The 17,227-nt window shown below is 72.6% G+C and carries 19 protein-coding genes; 4 read left to right on the forward strand and 15 right to left on the reverse strand.

The genetic code is table 11. The features are described from left to right. The 11 genes from ABD317_RS20755 to ABD317_RS20805 form a co-directional block, all read right to left on the reverse strand. Positions 1 to 1,214, reverse strand: a 1,214-nt coding sequence (locus tag ABD317_RS20755) for a LysM peptidoglycan-binding domain-containing protein (protein ID WP_425582403.1), incomplete at its 3' end; no start/stop codon positions are given. A 296-nt stretch (positions 1,215 to 1,510) separates the two neighbouring features. Further along, on the reverse strand, positions 1,511 to 1,879 hold the full coding sequence (locus ABD317_RS20760) for a hypothetical protein (protein ID WP_027755217.1): 369 nt from the start codon (positions 1,877 to 1,879) through the stop codon (positions 1,511 to 1,513). A 161-nt stretch (positions 1,880 to 2,040) separates the two neighbouring features. Then, on the reverse strand, positions 2,041 to 2,535 hold the full coding sequence (locus ABD317_RS20765; protein ID WP_344291453.1) for a TadE/TadG family type IV pilus assembly protein: 495 nt from the start codon (positions 2,533 to 2,535) through the stop codon (positions 2,041 to 2,043). After that, positions 2,532 to 2,927, reverse strand: coding sequence for a TadE family protein (locus ABD317_RS20770; RefSeq protein ID WP_344291467.1), 396 nt, complete (start codon positions 2,925 to 2,927; stop codon positions 2,532 to 2,534). Before ABD317_RS20770 ends, ABD317_RS20765 begins: the two co-directional genes overlap by 4 nt. A gap of 104 nt (positions 2,928 to 3,031) precedes the next feature. Further along, positions 3,032 to 3,553, reverse strand: a complete 522-nt coding sequence (locus tag ABD317_RS20775) for a TadE family protein (RefSeq protein WP_344291454.1) — start codon at positions 3,551 to 3,553, stop codon at positions 3,032 to 3,034. A gap of 38 nt (positions 3,554 to 3,591) precedes the next feature. After that, positions 3,592 to 3,840, reverse strand: coding sequence for a hypothetical protein (locus ABD317_RS20780; RefSeq protein ID WP_344291455.1), 249 nt, complete (start codon positions 3,838 to 3,840; stop codon positions 3,592 to 3,594). 39 nt (positions 3,841 to 3,879) lie between these two features. Next, on the reverse strand, positions 3,880 to 4,824 hold the full coding sequence (locus ABD317_RS20785) for a type II secretion system F family protein (RefSeq protein ID WP_344291456.1): 945 nt from the start codon (positions 4,822 to 4,824) through the stop codon (positions 3,880 to 3,882). Continuing rightward, on the reverse strand, positions 4,824 to 5,744 hold the full coding sequence (locus tag ABD317_RS20790; protein ID WP_344291457.1) for a type II secretion system F family protein: 921 nt from the start codon (positions 5,742 to 5,744) through the stop codon (positions 4,824 to 4,826). The genes ABD317_RS20785 and ABD317_RS20790 overlap by 1 nt, the downstream gene beginning before the upstream one ends. Positions 5,745 to 5,749: 5 nt before the next feature. Then, entirely contained in the window at positions 5,750 to 7,066 is a 1,317-nt protein-coding gene (locus ABD317_RS20795; RefSeq protein ID WP_344291458.1) for a TadA family conjugal transfer-associated ATPase, read from the reverse strand. After that, a complete protein-coding gene (locus ABD317_RS20800; protein WP_344291459.1) occupies positions 7,063 to 8,169 on the reverse strand; it encodes a hypothetical protein in 1,107 nt (368 codons plus the stop codon). The genes ABD317_RS20795 and ABD317_RS20800 overlap by 4 nt, the downstream gene beginning before the upstream one ends. Before the next feature lie 48 nt (positions 8,170 to 8,217). After that, positions 8,218 to 8,931, reverse strand: a complete 714-nt coding sequence (locus ABD317_RS20805) for a CpaB family protein (protein WP_344291460.1) — start codon at positions 8,929 to 8,931, stop codon at positions 8,218 to 8,220. A 1,026-nt stretch (positions 8,932 to 9,957) separates the two neighbouring features. Here ABD317_RS20805 and ABD317_RS20810 point away from each other — a divergent pair. Beyond that, positions 9,958 to 10,254, forward strand: coding sequence for a hypothetical protein (locus tag ABD317_RS20810; protein ID WP_344291461.1), 297 nt, complete (start codon positions 9,958 to 9,960; stop codon positions 10,252 to 10,254). Between the two features lie 115 nt (positions 10,255 to 10,369). On the opposite strand, the gene ABD317_RS20815 is transcribed toward ABD317_RS20810, so the two are convergent. Continuing rightward, positions 10,370 to 10,990: a hypothetical protein gene (locus ABD317_RS20815; RefSeq protein WP_344291462.1), complete on the reverse strand. Its 621-nt coding sequence runs from the start codon at positions 10,988 to 10,990 to the stop codon at positions 10,370 to 10,372. A gap of 99 nt (positions 10,991 to 11,089) precedes the next feature. Between ABD317_RS20815 and ABD317_RS20820 the strand changes: the two genes are divergently transcribed. Genes ABD317_RS20820 through ABD317_RS20830 form a run of 3 tightly spaced genes read left to right on the forward strand, consistent with a single transcriptional unit; the run spans position 11,090 to position 13,508 of the window. Further along, positions 11,090 to 11,389: a hypothetical protein gene (locus tag ABD317_RS20820; protein ID WP_344291463.1), complete on the forward strand. Its 300-nt coding sequence runs from the start codon at positions 11,090 to 11,092 to the stop codon at positions 11,387 to 11,389. Then, complete coding sequence (locus tag ABD317_RS20825; protein ID WP_344291464.1) at positions 11,386 to 12,810, forward strand: putative T7SS-secreted protein; 1,425 nt, start codon at positions 11,386 to 11,388, stop codon at positions 12,808 to 12,810. The genes ABD317_RS20820 and ABD317_RS20825 overlap by 4 nt, the downstream gene beginning before the upstream one ends. Beyond that, positions 12,807 to 13,508 carry a hypothetical protein gene (locus ABD317_RS20830; protein ID WP_344291465.1) on the forward strand — a complete coding sequence of 234 codons (702 nt, stop codon included), beginning with the start codon at positions 12,807 to 12,809 and terminating at the stop codon, positions 13,506 to 13,508. The genes ABD317_RS20825 and ABD317_RS20830 overlap by 4 nt, the downstream gene beginning before the upstream one ends. A gap of 50 nt (positions 13,509 to 13,558) precedes the next feature. On the opposite strand, the gene ABD317_RS20835 is transcribed toward ABD317_RS20830, so the two are convergent. The 3 genes from ABD317_RS20835 to ABD317_RS20845 all read right to left on the reverse strand — a co-directional run. After that, positions 13,559 to 13,891 carry a hypothetical protein gene (locus ABD317_RS20835; protein WP_027755203.1) on the reverse strand — a complete coding sequence of 111 codons (333 nt, stop codon included), beginning with the start codon at positions 13,889 to 13,891 and terminating at the stop codon, positions 13,559 to 13,561. Positions 13,892 to 13,992: 101 nt separating this feature from the next. Continuing rightward, complete coding sequence (locus tag ABD317_RS20840; protein ID WP_027755202.1) at positions 13,993 to 14,295, reverse strand: WXG100 family type VII secretion target; 303 nt, start codon at positions 14,293 to 14,295, stop codon at positions 13,993 to 13,995. Between the two features lie 139 nt (positions 14,296 to 14,434). Then, a partial coding sequence (locus ABD317_RS20845; RefSeq protein ID WP_344291466.1) for an FtsK/SpoIIIE domain-containing protein occupies positions 14,435 to 17,227 on the reverse strand: 2,793 nt, incomplete at its 5' end.

The following is a 17,227-nucleotide window of genomic DNA, read 5'->3' on the forward strand; positions in this document are numbered from 1 at the left end:
CCGCCGGTGTGGAACGCCGCCTGCCACAGCGCCTGCCGGCGCCGCCGGCTCAGCGCGCCGAGCACCCCGGCGGCCAGCAGCGGGGCGGCGATCAGCACCTCCGGCAGGCCGATGCCGCCGTCGCCGTGCACCTCGGGGACGGCCTGCTCGCCGCTGCCGCCGCGGTCGCCGGCGCCGTCGCCCTCGCGGCTCGGGATCTGCTGGACCTGCGTCTGCTCGCCGGCGCGGTCGCCGGAGTCGCGGTCGACGGCGGGGCTGTCGGGCGCGAGGCGCTCGCCGCGGCCGGAGGTGGTCTGCTGCCGGTCGCCGTCCTTGCCGCGCTCGCCGGCGGTGGGGCTGGACTTGTCGTACTCGTGGATCTGCTCGGCCTCGGACTTGGAGACCTCGTCGCGGTCCTCGGGCATCTCGACCAGGTCGCCGCCCTGCGCGTCGGCGGGCATCTCCATGATCCAGCCGGGGCGGATCAGGCTGGCCTGGCTGAGCTTGGAGCCGTCGGGCTGGATGCGGTCCTTGTTGAGCTGGTAGATCTCGCCGTAGCGGCGGCCGTCGCCCAGGTGCCGCTCGGCTATCTCCCACAGCGAGTCGTGGTGGCGGCCCTCGGGCGGCTGGATGCGGTAGAACTTCGTGTCCCGCTCGGCCTGTTCGCGGGTGTCCTTACGGACCTCGCCGCCGCCCGCCTCGCCGCGGGGCGTCTCGACGTCGACGGCGGGCCGCGCGGTGTCGACCTGCTGGCCCGGGGTCTGCTGGGCGGCGGCGACCGGCGGCTGCTGGTGCTGGTCGAGCTGCTGGCCGAGCTGGGAGAGGCCGGGCGCGAAGCTGGCGGCGCCGGCGGTGAGCAGCAGCACGGCGGCGACGAGCTGGCGGGCGAGCGCCTGGCTGGCGCCGGAGCCCGGCACCCGGCCGGGCATGCCCATCCCGGAGGCGGCGGCCTTGGCCTCGACGAGCACGCAGGCGGCGAACTGCGCCCAGGCCAGCCAGACGACGACCGCGAAGACCTTGAGGAAGACGTCGGCGGTCACGTCCTCGTTGAGCATGTCGAGGGAGGGCGCGGAGTCGGGCAGCGGCCAGCCGATGAAGTAGGCGAGCGCGCCGGGCACGCCGACGACGAGCACCACCAGCGCGAGGAACGCGAAGAACGCCCGGAGCACGTCGCCGAAGGTCCTGCGCCGGACGCGTACCGGTACCGGAGTCCTGTTCGCGCTGCTGCGTGCCATCGCTGGTCCTGAGCCCTCCCGGTCGGCGCGGCGCGGACCGCGGCCCCCACTCTTCGCGCGCTGCGCGCGCAGGCCGCTGGGCGGCGTCCCCGTTGGTTGCCCACCTGACGTTACCGAAGCCCGTTTTGGGGGTCGAGCCCAGGCAGGTGACTGCCTCGTCACGACCTCGTCACCGGGTCTTCCGGTCCTGGCGCAGCGTACGCGCGGCGCGGCCGCCGGAGCCGCCCCGCGGGTGGCGGTGCGGCTCCGGCGGCCGGCGGGTGCGGGCGGCGGCCCGCGGCACGCGGCGTGCGCCGTCAGCAGTACGGGATGTGGTCCACGTTCTTGACGTAGCGCGCGGCGAGGTAGCCGTTGTGGGAGCTGAGCTTGTACCAGATGCTGTTGCCCCACACGTTCTGGCCGTTGACCTTGCAGTCGATCCAGACGATCTCGGCGCGGTGGATGAAGCCCATCTTGTGGGAGGCGGTGGTGGGCTGCGAGCGGATCAGGATGCCGGGCTTGGCGACCACCACGCCGCGCTGCTTGTGGCTCCAGTCGTCCCAGGTCTTCACGGCGCCCGGCGCGGCGCCCGGCGTCGTGGCGGCGGCCACCGGGGCCGCGCCCAGCAGCCCCAGCCCCATGGCTCCCGCGGTGAGCGCGACGGCGGTCTTCGTTCTCTTCAGCACAGATGCCCCTTGACAGTCGATCGGAGTGAGGCGGTCGCCTCGGTCCGGTTTGTATGACTATCTGACCGATGTCCCGGGGCAGCTCACCGATGACGCCCCAATTCGCCCGATCGGCAGTACAGCCTCCCGCGTACGGCCCAGAGCGGGGCCGGGCGCACGGGCTACGGCTCGCCGATCTCCGTGCGGGGCTCGGCGCGGGCGTTGCCCGTCGCCTCCAGGGGGCCGCTGAGGGCCAGGCCCGTCAGCAGCGGGCGGTAGGAGAGGACGATCTCGACCTCGACGTGGTCGATCGCCGCACTCGTACAGTCCCAGGACTCGACCTCACCGTTCTGGACCGTCACATGGGACAGGTACTCCTGGACCCGGGCCTCGCAGTTCTCGTACCGGATGGGGGCCTCCTGGTCGGCCTGGCCCTCGTACAGCGCGTCCGTGTCGGTGTCCTGCGCCGCGTACCGGGCCGCCTGCTCCGCGATGTCCGCGGCCCGCTCGCGCTGCGAGATCGCCAGGCCGCCGTCGACCACGAACGCGGCCAGGGCCATGAACAGGAACGCGAAGATGATGACCGCACCCGCGCCCGAACCCCGGTCGTCGAGCCGGGCCGTCCGGTCCGCCAGCGCGCCGCGCAGCCGCGCGGCCAGGACACGTACGCGCCTCATCCCGCCCTCCGGTACGGGTCGAGAGGTGCGGACGACGAGCCCGTCATCTCCGGGTCGATGTCCAGGCCCAGCATCCCGAGGCCCTTCACCCTGCACGTCACCTCCACGGTGATGATGTGGCTGGGCTCGCCCGGCGCCGGCGGCGTGAAGTCCCCGTCCACGATGTCCGCCACCACCGGGCCCGAGCACACGTCGCCCTCCAGATGCTCCGCCGCCCGCTGCGCGGCGTTCTCCGCCTCGCCCAGGGTTCGCTGCAGGGACGCCGCACGTACCGCGTCGCGCGCCGCCCCGTCGACACCGCCGCGGCCGTCGACCAGCTGGCCGAAGCCGACGAGCACGAGGATGAACAGGAACATCACCGGGGCGAGGATCACCACCTCGATGGTCGTCACCCCCCGGTCGGACCGCAGGTCCCGGCCCCGCCAGGGTTCCCCCGGGGCCTCCGGAGGGCCCGCGTCGTGCGCCTTGCCCACTGCCATGGGTCCCCGTCCCCCCGTCATCCCGGATCCGGTACGAACCGCTCGATCGGCCCCTCCGACTCCGCCCGCGCCGTGAGGTCGATGAACGGGAAGACGTTGACCACGCCGCCCTCCACCGCCACCCCGACCCGGTCGTTGTCAGACACGTACGGATCGATGTCCGGGCTCGTGAGCAGCTTCGGGCCGACGGTGTCCAGCCGCTCCTGCGCCTTCGCCAGCGCCAGGCCCTGCCACGCGCCCGGGTTCGACTCCGCGGTCCGGCGCGCCTCGCGCGCCCCCGCCTGCGCGGTCGCCTGCGCGACGTGGTCGGCGAAGAAGTACAGCCCGAACTGCACGGTGGCGAAGATCATGAAGTACAGCACCGGGGTGAGCAGCACGAACTCGATCGCGGACATGCCGCGGTCGCTCCCGAACGCGCCGCGCCGCCCGCTGCCCGCCCCCGTGTCACCGCCGCCACCGCCGCCGTCGCCGCGGCAGGCGTCGAGTCTGCGCCGCAGCCACGGCGGCGCCGGTGCCCGCGTCCCGCCCCTGCTCGCCATGATCGTCAGTCCACCCCGTCAGCCAATGGTCCCGCGGCTCAGCAGCCGTCCGCGCCGGCGTCCTCGATGCAGTCCTTGACGTCGTTCGCACCGTCGGACAGCGCCTGGTTGATGATGACCGCGACCGCGCTGACGATCGCCACCACGATCGCGGAGATGATCACCCACTCCACGGCGGAGGCGCCGCGGTCCAGCTCGCCCGAGCGGGCGCGCTCCACACGGCCGCGCAGGAAGGTGACCAGGAAGTCGATCGCCGGATGTCCGGTGCTGGTGAAGCGGTTCTTCATGACGTCGTTACGTCCTCTCTGCGTAGTGGGGGGATGACTTCAGACCTGCAACACGCGGATCGCCGCGGGATAGACCAGGAAGACCAGGAACCCGGCGCACAGCAGCAGCTGTGCGACGAGCATGGACTGCGACTTCTCGCCTGCCGCCCCCTCGATTTCGGCAAGCTCGCGATGTCTCATGGTCTCCGCCCTGGCCGCCAGCGACTCGCGCACCTTCGCGCCGTCGTCGGAGACCAGCGCCAGCGACGCCGACAGGTCCTTCAGCTCTTCGATCCCCAGCTCGTCGCCGAGATTGCCGAGCGCCTGCCACTGGCTGGTGCCGGTGATGCGGGCGTCGGCGAGTGCGTTGCGGACGCGGCGCAGCGCCCAGCCGTCGCTGATGTCGGCCGCCGCCATCAGCGCCTCGGGCAGGCCGCGCCCGCCCGCCAGGTTCATCGCCACCAGGTCCAGGTACGCGGCCACCACGCGGCGCAGGTCCTTGCGCTTCTCGGCCGCGTCCCTGCGCACCTCCAGATCCGGCAGGAGGAAGAAGAGCAGCGCGGCGACCAGCGCCAGCCAGACGGGGATGACCGGGTTCAGCCCGAAGCCGGCCACCGAGATCAGCGCGTACACGCCGGGGCCGAAGACCAGCCCCACCGCGGACAGCAGCACCTTCGTCGCCAGGAAGCTCTCCCAGGACCGGTCCAGCACCGCCAGGTCGGAGCGCAGCGAGCGCTGCTCCCAGCCCTGCCGCAGGTAGAACTCCGCGGCCCGCTGCCCGATCTGCGCGCGCAGCCCCCCGAAGCGCCCCTCCTCCTGCGCCTGCGCCGAGGAGGTCGTCGTGCGGCCGGCGCCGCGGGCGCGCAGCGCGTCGACCCGCGCCACCGTGGCGACCGCGCCGCGGCGGCCGGGCGCGATGGCCCGTACCAGCAGGTAGATGCCCAGGCCCAGGACGGCGCCGACGAGGACCGAGTACGTCAGCGTGTCCGCACCCTGGAACTCCATCAGGAGACCTCCTCACGCGGCCGGACGAACGCGATCTGCTGCGGCTGCTGCTTCGCGCCGGCCAGGAAGCGCTCGGGCGTCTCGATCGTGGACAGCTTGCGCAGCCACCAGAAGCCGGCCGCGAACAGCCCGCAGACGCAGGCCAGCACCACCTGGCCGGTCGGCGAGCCGTAGGGCTCGACGAAGCCGCGGTTGAAGACGGACAGGCCGAGCACGAACGCCACCGAGACGCTGACGACGATCTGCACGCTGCGCCGCGTCGAGGCGCGCTGCGCCATCACGCGCTGGCGCATGTCGACCTCTTCGCGCGCCGACTTCGCCAGCGCGCCCAGCACCTCGCGCAGGCCGGGGCCGCGCAGCCGGGCGTTGAGGATGAGGGCCGCGATGATCAGGTCGGCGGAGGCGTCGTCCAGGTCGTCGGCGAGGTGCTGCAGGGCGTCCGGCAGCGGCGTACGGGACCGCAGCCGGTCCACCATCGCGTCCAGGTGCGGCCGCAGCGCGGGGGCCGCGGCGCGCGCGGAGGCCGGGATGGCCTGCTCCAGGCCGACCGCGCCGGCAATCGTGTCGCGCAGCGACTCCGTCCACTGGGCCAGCGCCTCGACCCGCTTCATCGCCATCCGCTCCGCCGCCGCACCGCCGAACAGCTTGTCCCAGAACGCGACCAGCACGCCGGTCGCCAGGCCGGCGACCGGCCAGCGGGTGAGCAGCAGCACCAGCAGCCCGGCGACCCCCGCGAGCGTCGCCCGCTGGCTGGCGAACCGCACCAGCTCCGCGGCCCGTTCGCCCTGCTGGTCCTTCTCGTGCTGCGGCTTCGCCGGCAGCCCGCGGATCGCGACGATGAGCAGCGCGACCCCGCCGCCGATCACCGCGCCGGCGAGCAGCCCGTAGCCCATCGCGGCGGAGAAGACCTCGCCTTCCATGCGCGCTACCTCCATTCCCCGCTGGGCTGGTAACCGAACGGAACAAGTTCCTCGATGCAGTTGATCGGCGCGTGCGGGTGCAGCAGTCCGTCCGGGCCCTCCTTGAAGACCTCGGACGACATCACCCGGCCGTCCACGCCGTTGACCTCGCGCACCGAGGTGACCATGCGCTGCAGACCGCCGCCCTGGTGGTAGAGGTTCCGCCGCTCGACGAAGACGACGAAGTCGATGGCGCCGGCGACCAGCATCTGGCTGGCCTCCACCGGCAGCCGCTCGCTGGCCTGCAGAGCGTACGTCGAGATGCGGTTGAAGACCTCGGAGGAGCTGTTGGCGTGGATCGTGGAGAGGGAGCCGTCGTTGCCCTGCGACATCGCGTTGAGCATGGTGACGATCTCGTCGCCGAGGACCTCGCCGACGATGACGCGGGACGGGTTCATACGCAGCGACCTGCGCACCAGCTCGGCCATCGTGATGGCGCCGTGGCCCTCGGAGTTGGGCAGCCGCTCCTCGAACGCGACCACGTTGGGGTGCAGTTCGGGAAACTGGTCCAGGCCCAGCTCCAGCGCCCGCTCCACGGTGATCAGACGCTCGCCTGCCGGGATCTCGTTGGCCAGCGCGCGCAGCAGCGTCGTCTTCCCGGCGTTGGTAGCGCCGGCGATCATGATGTTCTTACGGGCCCGTACCGCACAGGTCAGGAACGAGCCCAGCTCCGGGGAGATCGTGGCGTTGCCGACGAGGTCGGGCAGGAACACCTTGCCGAGGCGGGCGCGACGGATGGACAGCGCCGGGCGGCGGGTGACGTCCATGACCGCGGAGAGCCGGGAGCCGTCCGGCAGCCGCAGGTCGAGCTGCGGGTTGGCGGAGTCGAAGGGGCGGGAGGACAGGCCGGAGTAGGCGCCGAGTATCTGGATCAGCTCGACGAGTTCCTCGTCGCTCTCGGCCACCGGGTCGACCTTGGCCTCGCGGCCGTCGGCGTAGCCGACGAAGACCTGGTCGAAGCCGTTGATGTCGATGTTCTCGACCTCGGGGTCGTCCAGCAGCGGCTGCAGCCGGCCGACGCCGAAGAGGGCGGCGTGCACGGCCGCGGCGTACGCCTCCTCGGTCTCGGCGTCGAGGGGGGTGCGGCCGTAGTTGATCTCGGAGCGGGCGTAGTCCTCCAGGATCTGCGCGATGACGGCGCGGGCGAAGTGCCGCTCGTCCTCGGCGGTCATGGGGGTGACGCCGGCGAGCTGGTCCTCGTGGCGCTGCCGGGCTATGCGGTCGCCGGCTTCCTGGCGGAAGCGTTTGACGAGGCCGTGGTCGACTGCGGGTCCGCTGGTCATCGGGCGGCTCCATGGCGGGGGCCGGCGCCGGGGGGCGTGCCGGGGCCGGGGCCGGGACCGGGCGCGGCGCCGGGGGCGCCGGAGGCGCCGTAGGAGGAGTGCTGGCCGGGCGCGGAGGGCTGGCCGGAGGCGGGAGGCTGCTGGCCGTGCGGCTGGGGCTGACCGGGCTGCTGCCGCTGGCCGGCGGGCTGCTGCTCGCCGGGGCCCGGGCCCGTACCCGCCGGGCCGCCGCCGTACGGTGCCTGCGGCGGCACACCGCCGCCGTACGGCGCCTGCGGGACGCCCCCGGCCGCCGGCTCGGCGAGCAGCGAGCTGCCGAAGTGCTGGTGCATGTCGCTGGCGACCTTGCGGATGGAGCGTACGAGCATCGACCTCTCCGCCCGCCCGCGCCGGCGCCCCGCCAGCTGCTCGGCGCCCGCGACGTCGTCCGCGACCACGCCGAGCACCCGGGCGCCCGACTGCGACGCCGTGAGCATGTCGTTGACCTGCCCGGCGACCTTTGCGGCGCCGGACGGCTCGGCGATCAGCAGCACGCCGATGAGCGGCGTGCCCAGCGCCGCCGCGCCGCGCTGCGTGCCGTGCAGCCGCGCGGACAGCGACGACGCCCGGTCCCGTACCCGCGCGATCTGCTCCGGCAGCGCGCGGGCCACCAGCAGCACCAGCGCCGCGTGCGTGAACAGTTCGAGGGTCCCGGACTCCGCGCCGACGCGGCCGCAGTCCGCGATCACGTCCGCGCCGCCGTGCGGCGACTCGGCGAGCGCGGCGAACGCCCGCCCCAGCGTGGGCCAGAGCCGGGTGAGCCCGGCGGACTGGTCGGAGTTGCCGAGGCCGACGATGACGTCGAGCCCGCCGGACATCGGCTGCGCGTGATCCCAGAGCTGCTCCGCGGCGATCCCGCGGCGGGCGGTGGCGCCCAGCGACAGCATGCCGGTGTTCGGGTCGAGCGGGTTGCCGTTCTGCCCGACCGATCGGTAGACGAGGTCGCCGCCCGCCGGGTCCGCCTCGGCGAGCAGCGCACGCCGGGGCCACACGGCGGCCAGCGCGACGGCGGTCGTCGTCACGCCGGGCGCGCCCTTGTCGGCCGCGACTGCGATCAGCGCCATGGTGAGTTCCCTCGCTCCCGTGAAGCCCCGTGAAGACCTGTGCCGACGTCAGCTCGTGCTGGATACGAGAGTCAGGCCGACTTCCTTCTCGGACGCCGCCGCCACGAGAGGACCTGCCTGTGTCTTGTCGACGAGGAGATTGACGGTGACGGTTCCACTGGTGACCGTGCCGTCGTCCCCCCGGGTGATGCTCTGCACCTTGACGCCCTCGGCGAGCACGTCGCCGGTCGCGAGGGTGCCGGAGGCGCCGGTGTCGTCCGACGTACTGGCCGTGTCGCCGACGAAGTAGACGTCGACGCGGGCGCCGTCGCCGAGGCCGCCGGGCATCGCCCCGGGCTCCATGGTCACGCCGACCACGGTCTGGCCCTCTTCGAGGCCCTTGCCCTCCTGGATCATCTCGGAGACCAGGACGCTGCCGGGGACGAGGTCGGTGGTGGCGTAGAAGTCGTCCAGTCCGCCCCGCTGGTTCCAGCGGATGTACGGAATGTCGCTGTCCTCCGGCATCATCACCTGTTCGATGTCCTCGTCCGTGATGCCCTGGCCGGCGGGGACACGATCGGCGATCTGCACGGCGGCCACCTGGTTGCCGGCCCGCAGCACGAGCACGGCGGTGCCCAACGCGCCCGCGAGGATGAGGAGCACGGCCAGCGCCGCCAACGCGGGTTTGCGTTCGCGAGGAGCAAACGGCAGCCGGTCGCCGGGCTGCGGAACGGGAGCGGCCGGCCTGCCGCCCGCGGCTGCCGTGCGTTCCCTGGTCTTCACGGAATCACCCCGTAACTCGCCGTTTCCTGGCCGAAATTCCCCCACCTGATCGGCCGAGAACTGCCGCAACAGGTTGTCAAGCCATCGAACCGTAGCAGTACCCTAAACCCCCCTCAAGCCGCGCCGGGCAACGAGAGCGTCACAGCCCGTCGACAGTTCCGCCAGCTGAGACGGCAACCCCGCAGAACGGCAAACGACCAGCGTGCCGGGGTCGTACACCCCCGTCCGAGCCGGCGCCGCAGCCCCGCGAGCGGGGCCGCCGGGGGCGCCCGCGGAGTGCTCTGTGACAGACCTGTGGACCGGGTATTGGCGAATCCGGATATGTGCACTCGCCAACTCGTCAAGGAGGTGGAATTCCACGGGAGTCGGAGCGCGACCTCTCTTGGAGGAGGCAGTCCATGAGCGGTATCAAGGCCGATCTCGCACGCATACGCGAATGCTCCGATGCCCCGGACCCGTGCTCGTTGAGGACTGCGAACCAGTCCCCGGCGACCCCGCCAACCTCACAGGAACCGGCATGGCCGCGAACACCCGGGAGAGGAACACGCACATGGTCACTACCGCCCCGGTGCTGCGTCCGTACGCCGTGGGGGCACAGCGGACCGCCGGTCGCCGGGTCCTGGGGCCGGGTGCAGTTGCAGGACGGGGACGGCAGGCTGCTGTGGGAGGTCCCCGTCGACCACTGGCTGCCCGAGTCGCCGGTCCTCTTCGACCGGCATGCCGAGGGAGCCGCTCTGCTCGCCCGCACCGGGCTCGGCGCGTTGCTGAAGTCCTGCGGCCTTCCGCTCCGTACCGTCACCGACCCGGAAGACCCTCTGCTGGACCGGACCACGCGGCGCAGGGCCAGGCAGCTCGGCCCGGGACACCGCTGCCGGACTGGTACCTGTACACGCGCAGGGTCGCGCTCCCGCTGTGGGCACTCGCGATGGTCGCGGTGATCCTCACCGACGCCTCGCCGTCCTGGCTCGCCGTGCTGATGGCCGCCGCCGGGTTCGTCCGGACCCTGAATCACGCCGCACTCCGCCCGTGGACTCCGTGGCCATGGCCCCGCTGGCCCCCGGGACCGCCCGCAAGGCGGCGCGTATCCCGGAAGGGCCGCTGCCGGTCGCCACCACCGGCACGCTGCGCCTCATCGCACCGCTGATCGCCCTTGCCTACGGCTCCGGCATGCTCGACGACGGCGGTTCCGCCGCCGGGTGGGCGACGGTGGTGCTGGGCGCGCTCACCTGCGTCACCGCGGGGGTGCCGCAACTCATCCCGTATCTGGACAGCCGCCTGCGGCTGGACCGGCCGGCAGCCGACCGTGCGGAGGTATCCACATGACGGCCGAGGACCCCGAAGCGACCCGGACGACGACCTGTCGGCACGGGCCGACGGGAGGGCCGCAGAGCTGGGTGACCGGCCCATGGCTGAGCGCGCGGCGGCGGGTGGAAGGCGGTCAGCCTGGAGTGCCCCCCGGTGGCCACTCCACCCCCGCCTGTTCCAGCATCCGGCCGTATCTGCGCCTGCCCCGCCGCATGATCGCCGCCGCCAGCCAGAGGTACAGCCACCACACCGCCGCGATCCCGCCCGCCACCGCCAGCGGCACCGGCTCCAGGGAGCCGTTGACCGCGAGGGCGATCAGGACGCCCAGGGGGACGGCGACCGCCAGCATGCGGAGGCGGCGGTTGCTGGACGTGCCGTAGAGGTCGACCTTGATGCGGGCGTGGAGCAGTTCCACCTCCTGCCGGGCCTCCGGCAGCGGTGCCGGTTTGCGGCCGGGGGTCAGGCCCGGGAGGGGGCCGCCCAGGGGGCCGTCCGGGTAGCGGGCGCGCGTGCGGGTCGCGCGTTCCGCGGCGTCCGGGAGGCGGCGGAAGGCGAAGACGGGGTGGCCGCGGCTCGGGCTGTGGTCCGGGGAGAGGCCGGCGTAGCGGTATCCGTACTGTTCGGCGAGGTAGGCGAAGAGGGCGAACGTCCGGCGTGCGTTCCAGGGGTTGATCGTCGTGTACGTTGCGGCGCCCTGCTCTCCCGCCTGCAGCAGCGCCCGAAGCTGGGATCGGAGCTGGGGCCGTAGTGACATCGCCGTCCTCCGTGTGGAACCGTGCACACCGTATTCGCTTCCTATCATGCAGCGGCGGCGCGTGCCGTAGGGCAGGAGCTACAGCACCCGGGGGGATGCATGTCTTTTCTGAGGTTCTTCCACGACGACGTCATGGCGATGGCCAGAACCCTCGAATCCAGCGGTGACCGCATGAAGGAGTCGTCGAAGAAGATCGCCGGTGCCGACGCGAGCCTCGTCGGCCACGACGAGCTGCGGTCGGCGTGCGACGACTTCGCGGGCTCGTGGGACTACGGCTTCGGCCAGCTCTCCAAGCTGACCAAGGGCGTCTCGAAGTTCGTCGTCACCGCGGCCGACGAGCTGGAGAAGCTGGACAAGAAGCTCCACGACGACCTGCAGAAGGCGGGGGAGAAGAAGTGACCCGCGCGGAGGACTTCCCGAACCTCGGCTTCGACCCCGCCCCCGGCGACCTCGACACCGTACGCCGCCTCGTCTCCGCCATCGGCCTGGTCAGCGGGCAGAGCGGGACGGCGCAGTCCCAGTTGAGCCGGATCGGGGAGACGGACGGCATCTGGGTCGGCAAGGCGGCCGACGCCTTCACCGAGTCCGTTTCCGAGATCCCCCCGTACCTGGAGAAGGCCCTCTCCTCCCTCAACGCCGCCCACAGCGCGCTGTCGACGTGGGAGACGAGCCTCGCCGGTTACCAGAGCCGCGCCCGCAAGCTGGAGCTGGCGGCCGAGGCCGCGGCGAGCCAGGTCAGCGCGACGAAGAGCGCCCTGGACGGGCTGCCGAGCGACACCGAGGGGATGACGGACGAGGAGAAGGAAGACCACAAGACACAGAAGAAGGGCAAGACCGCGTCGTACGACGCGGCCACCGACGAGCTGGAGCGGATCCGGAGCCGCGCGCGCACGCTGCAGACCGAGTTCAACGGCGACGCCGAGACGGCCGCGCGGCAGATCAAGAACGCGGCTGACGACGCGCCGCCGAAGCCCAACTGGTTCGAGCGGCGGCTGAACGACCTCGAGAACCTCCTCGAAGCCGCGTGGGACACGATCACCGACCCGAACTTCTGGAAGCTCATCGGCGACATCCTGGCCGACATCGCCATGGTCATCGGCATCATCTGCCTGCTCGCCCTGCCGTTCGGCGGCATCGCGGGGCTGGCCCTGATCGGTCTGTGGGTCGGCGCGGGCGCCTTCGCGGCACACGCCATCGCACTGGCCGGCGGCGCCGAGGGCATGACCTGGCAGACGCTCGCCTGGGACGCCGCCGGGGTGTTCGCCGGCGGCATCGGGCTCGCCGGATCGCGGCTCGCGCAGTCCGGCCGCGCGCTGGTCCAGGCCGGGCGGAACCTGCGCGCCACCCAGGGGTTCGCCGCCACCCTCAGCAGGGTCGGCCCCGGCAACTGGGGCAACCTCGCCCGCCTCCCCAGCGGCATGGCCAACTCGCTGCGCGGCTTCGCCCAGTCGGGCCAGGGGTGGATGAACGTGGCCACCGGCAACCTCATCGACTGGACGGCCACCGTCGCCGGTGCGGCGTTCGCCACCGGCTCCAACATGAACGACAGCCGGTGGACCGACGGCAAGTGGACCGTGGACGACCTCCCGGTGATCGGGCCGATCTCGAATCTGCCCGCGCACTTCCAGACCGCGCCCGACGTCGTCGCGCCCGGCCCGCCGCCGGTTGCCCCGCCCGTGGACGCACTCGGCCCGACACCGGTCGCCCCGCCCGTGGACGCACTCGGCCCGACACCGATCGACCCGCCGACGATGCTGGCGTCCGCGGGCGACAGCTTCACCCGCGGGCTCAGCACCTCGCAGATGGGAACGGCGGCATGACGGCGACGAGCGACGCCCCCAAGATCCCGTACGCCTTCAGCTACCGGGTGCCGGACGAGTTCGTCCGCCTGCCCGAGGCCGACACCCTGGAGGGCTGGGACGAAGCGCTGGGCCGGCTGATGCCGGACGCGGAAGCGGACGAGGTGGCCGCCGCCGGGCTGCAGTTGCGCAGGTTCCTGCCGATGCTGTCCGAAGGCGGCGAGACGACCGTCCTCACCGCCATGTGCGTCGGCACCGAGGACGTCGCGGGCGAGGAGCGGCTCTCCATGGGGCTGCTCGCCGTGTCCGCCCAGGCCAGCGGCCACGACGACCAGCTCATGGCCGCGGAGGGGATCTACCGCGCCAAGGAGCAGAAGTTCTTCGCCGGGGAGAAGGAACCCCAGGAGCTGGACTACGAGTTGGGCAAGGGCCTGCAGGGCCACCAGGACATGCTGCTGGCCGTGAAGCTGCCCGGCGGTCCCGGGGTGATGTCGACGTCGCTGCGGTCGCTCACCCTGCCCGGCGGCGACGCGGAGACGCCGGCGCCGATGGTCCCGTTCGCGTCGCTGCAGCTGATCGTGCCGGCGCCGCGCGGCTACTGCGCGTACGTCACGATCACCACGCCGTCCGTGTTCCTGCTGGACTCGTACTGCATGCGGCTCGCGCACATCGGGCGCACCTTCGGCTTCGACGTGCCCCAGGCCGGCGCGGGGACGTAGCAGCCCAAGAGCCCGAGGGCCGGGCGGAGGAGCGCGGGGCCGGGCGGCTGCTACTGGCCGCCGCCCACCTGGCTCTCCTCCTTCTTCGTGCCCTTCTTGAGCTCCTTCTCCAGGTCCAGGTCCACCTTGTGCGCCTCGCGCACCACGGTGTCGGACATCTCGGCCAGGCTCGTCAGCTGGTCGTCGATGTCGCCGCGGCCGTCCTTCCAGCCCGACTCGAAGTCCTCCAGCTTGTCGACCACGCCGCTGTCCCCGATGTCGTCGCGGTACGACTCGAAGGTGGCCTTCGTGCGGTTCATCCGGGTCTTGATGCTGCGCAGCCGGCCGCCGAAGCCGTCCAGATCGCTGAGCGGAATCGCCAGCCTGTCGCCGTCGTTGCCCATGAGCCTCTCCCCCAGTCCCTACGAAGCGGGGCGCCGCCGCACCGCACAACGATGCCACGGCGCCCCGGTCGAGCGAAACGGACCGAACCGCATCGCGAAGGTCAGCCCTTGAGGCCCTTCTCCAGCTCGGAGTCCAGGTTCTCGAAGGCGTCGGCGGCGGCCTTCAGGAAGTCGCCCATGCCCTCAAGGCCCTCGATGGTCTTCTTCGCACCGGTGGTGAACTCGTCGAAGGACTGGTCGAACTGCTTCGAGGACCGACCGGTCACGTAGCCGTCGCTCACCAGGCTCTGGATGTACTTGCGCAGGTCATCCAGCTTGCGGTCGATGTCCTGCCGCTCGTCCTTGAGCCGCTTGGCGGCATCCCGCATGTCCTGGTATGTAACGTCGACATCGGCCTTGCCCATGGCAGCTACCCTCCCGTTCGTCTCGTCGTCGCGAGGGCCGTCCCCGAGACGTCAGTCTTACCTCGTTCGTATCTCGCAACCGTAGACGCCGTCCGCCGCTCCCGCGGTTGCAGGTGCCTTCCGGCCGGCACCCTGCCTCTTACGCCAGGGGCGTCGTCACCGCGAACGGCTCGCCGTCCCCCAGGTGCAGCAGGCCCTTGCCCGGCTGCACCTGGTCGCCGACCGAACCGCGGTTCAGCCGGATGCCGATGAGGTCGCCCGCCGAGGGGTCCTGCGGCGACAGGGCGACCCCGCGGCGCGCCTTCTTGGCCTCCACCTGCCAGCCGGAGAAGCCGGACGCGACCTCCTCCTCGTCGCCCGCGAGCACCAGCGCCCAGCCGCGCTCCGCGCCACGGCGCGGGATGGCCTTGAACTCGTCGCCCGCGTCGCAGTTCGTCAGCATCTCCGCGTCGTCGACGAGAACGGCGATCGGCTCGTCCGGCGACGCCTGCCTGAGCAGGTCGTGCACCTCGTCCTCGTCGATGTCGTCCTCGGTGAAGACCTGCAGCACGCCCTCGCGGCCCGCCAGCTCGCGCATCGGCGAGGGCCGCGGCGCGGCTATGACGAGCCGCACGCCCTGCTGGAGGTACGTCAGCGCCATCGACTTCAGCACCGTGCTGCGCCCGGACTTGGCCGGGCCGCCGATGAGGAACGCCGGGATGCCGTCGGCCAGGTCGGGGCCGAAGCCCATCAGCTCGTCGCCGCCGACGCCGACGAGCGCCCACAGCTTGGAGGCCTCCTGCGCCTGGACGTCGCGCATCTCCCACGCCTCCTCGAAGCCGAGGCGGCTGGGCAGCACGTCGACGCGGAACGGGCGCAGCGAGCGCGGCACCGCCGCGTCCCGCTCCGTCGCCGCCTCGCCGATGGCGGCGACGGCGGCGGCCTGCGCGGCGCCGGAGAGGTCGTCGGAGAGGACGGCGATCTGGGTCTCCAGGCCGCTCTCGGCGCGGAACATCCGGCCGGGCTCGATGTCCTCGGGGATGTTGCGGGCGTTGAGGCTGATCATGGAGAAGTCGGAGCGGTCCGGCAGCCGGAAGGCGAACTTGTCCTCCGTCAGCGTGCTGATCCGGCCGGTGAGCACGCTGCGGTCGCCGGTGATGATCATGTGGATGCCGACGCTCGCGCCCTCCCGCAGCAGCCCGTAGATCTCGTCGGTCAGGTCGCCGTGGTTGATCTCGCCGAGGGTGGGCAGCCAGCCCTCCCAGCGGTCGAGGAGCACCACCACGTACGGCAGCCGCTGCTCCGGGTCGGACGCCGCGGCCCGCTGCTCGGCGATGTCGGCGAAGCCGTCGGCGGCCAGCAGCTCCTGGCGGCGGCCCAGCTCCTGCTTGAGCCGGCCGATGAGGCGCACCGCCCGCTCGGTCTGGTTGCGGCTGACGACCGCGCCGCAGTGCGGCAGCCGGGTCAGCGCGTTGAGCGCGCCGTTGCCGCAGTCGATGCCGTACAGGTGCAGGTCGGCGATCGAGTGCGTACGGGCGAGGGAGCCGGCGATCGTACGGAGCATCTGCGAGCGCCCGCTGCGCGGGGCGCCGCCGACGATGAGGTGCCCGAAGTCGGCGAAGTCGACGGCGACGGTGCGCCGGGCCTGCTGCGCGGGCAGGTCCTCGATGCCGTACGGGGCGGGCGGCAGCGGCCCGGCCGCCCGCGGCGCGGGCAGCGTGTCGAGCTGGACGCTGTCGGGCAGTGCGGGCAGCCACGGGCTGTGCTGCTCGGGGATGCCCAGCCGCTCGTTGGCCTCGTTGACCGCGTCGACGAGCACCTTCAGGTCGGTGATCTCGTCCTCCTCCTGCTGCGCTCCCGCGGGCCGCTTGAGCGCGCCCCGGCCCAGCTCGGTCCAGCCGAGGCGGCCGGCCCAGGGCTGGGCGGTCGCCGGGTCGGCGGCGCCCGGGCGGCGGCCGCCGACGCGGCCGGACTGGAAGGGGACGAGGGAGGCGTGGCCCAGGCGCACATACGCCCGGCCGGGCATGGACTTGGCGATGAAGCCGGCGTCCGGGGCGTCGATGACGTCGGCGGACTCGCCGCCGTCGGTGACGCGCAGCGCGATGCGCAGGTTGGTGTTGGCGCGGATCTCCGGGGAGACCACGCCGCTGGGCCGCTGGGTGGCGAGCATCAGGTGGATGCCGAGCGAACGGCCGCGGGCGGCGATGTCGACCAGGCCGGTGACGAAGTCGGGCAGCTCGCGGACCATGGCGGCGAACTCGTCGATGACGAGCAGCAGCCGGGGCAGTGGCGCGTACCGCCCGGGCTCGCGGCGCAGCAGGTCCTGGAAGTCCTCGATGTCCTTGGCCTCGGCGTCGGCGAGGGTGTGCTCGCGGCGGTGCAGCTCGGCGCGGAGCGACTCCAGGGCGCGGGTGACGAGGTGGTTGTCGAGGTCGGTGACCATGCCGACGGTGTGCGGCAGCTTCACACAGTCCTTGAAAGCGGACCCGCCCTTGTAGTCGATGAGGACGAAGGTCATGTTCTCCGGGGTGTTCGCCACCGCGAGCGCCGCGACGATCGTCTGCAGCAGCTCGGACTTGCCGGAGCCGGTGGTGCCGGCGATGAGGCCGTGCGGGCCGTCCTTGCGCATGTCGATGGCGAACGGGCCGTCGTACGACTCGCCGATGACCGCGGTCGTCGACTGCCCGCCGAGCTGCCAGCGGGCGGCGATGGCGTCCCCGGTCGGCGGCTCCAGCTCCACGACGTCCAGCAGCCGGCTGGAGGAGGGGATGGCGGCGTCCTCGGCCTCGCCGCTGATGTCGCGGACCGGCGACAGGCCGCGCGCCACGAGCGCGCACCACGCGGGCGAGACGAAGTCCGGGCGCACCCCGCGGCGCCGCTCGGAGCCGGCCTGCTCGACGCGCAGCCGGATCGGGCCGGTGCCGTCGACGGCACCGGCCCGATCCGGCTGCGC

This window comes from Streptomyces synnematoformans (genome assembly GCF_039531005.1).
Classification (GTDB): Bacteria; Actinomycetota; Actinomycetes; order Streptomycetales; family Streptomycetaceae; genus Streptomyces; species Streptomyces synnematoformans.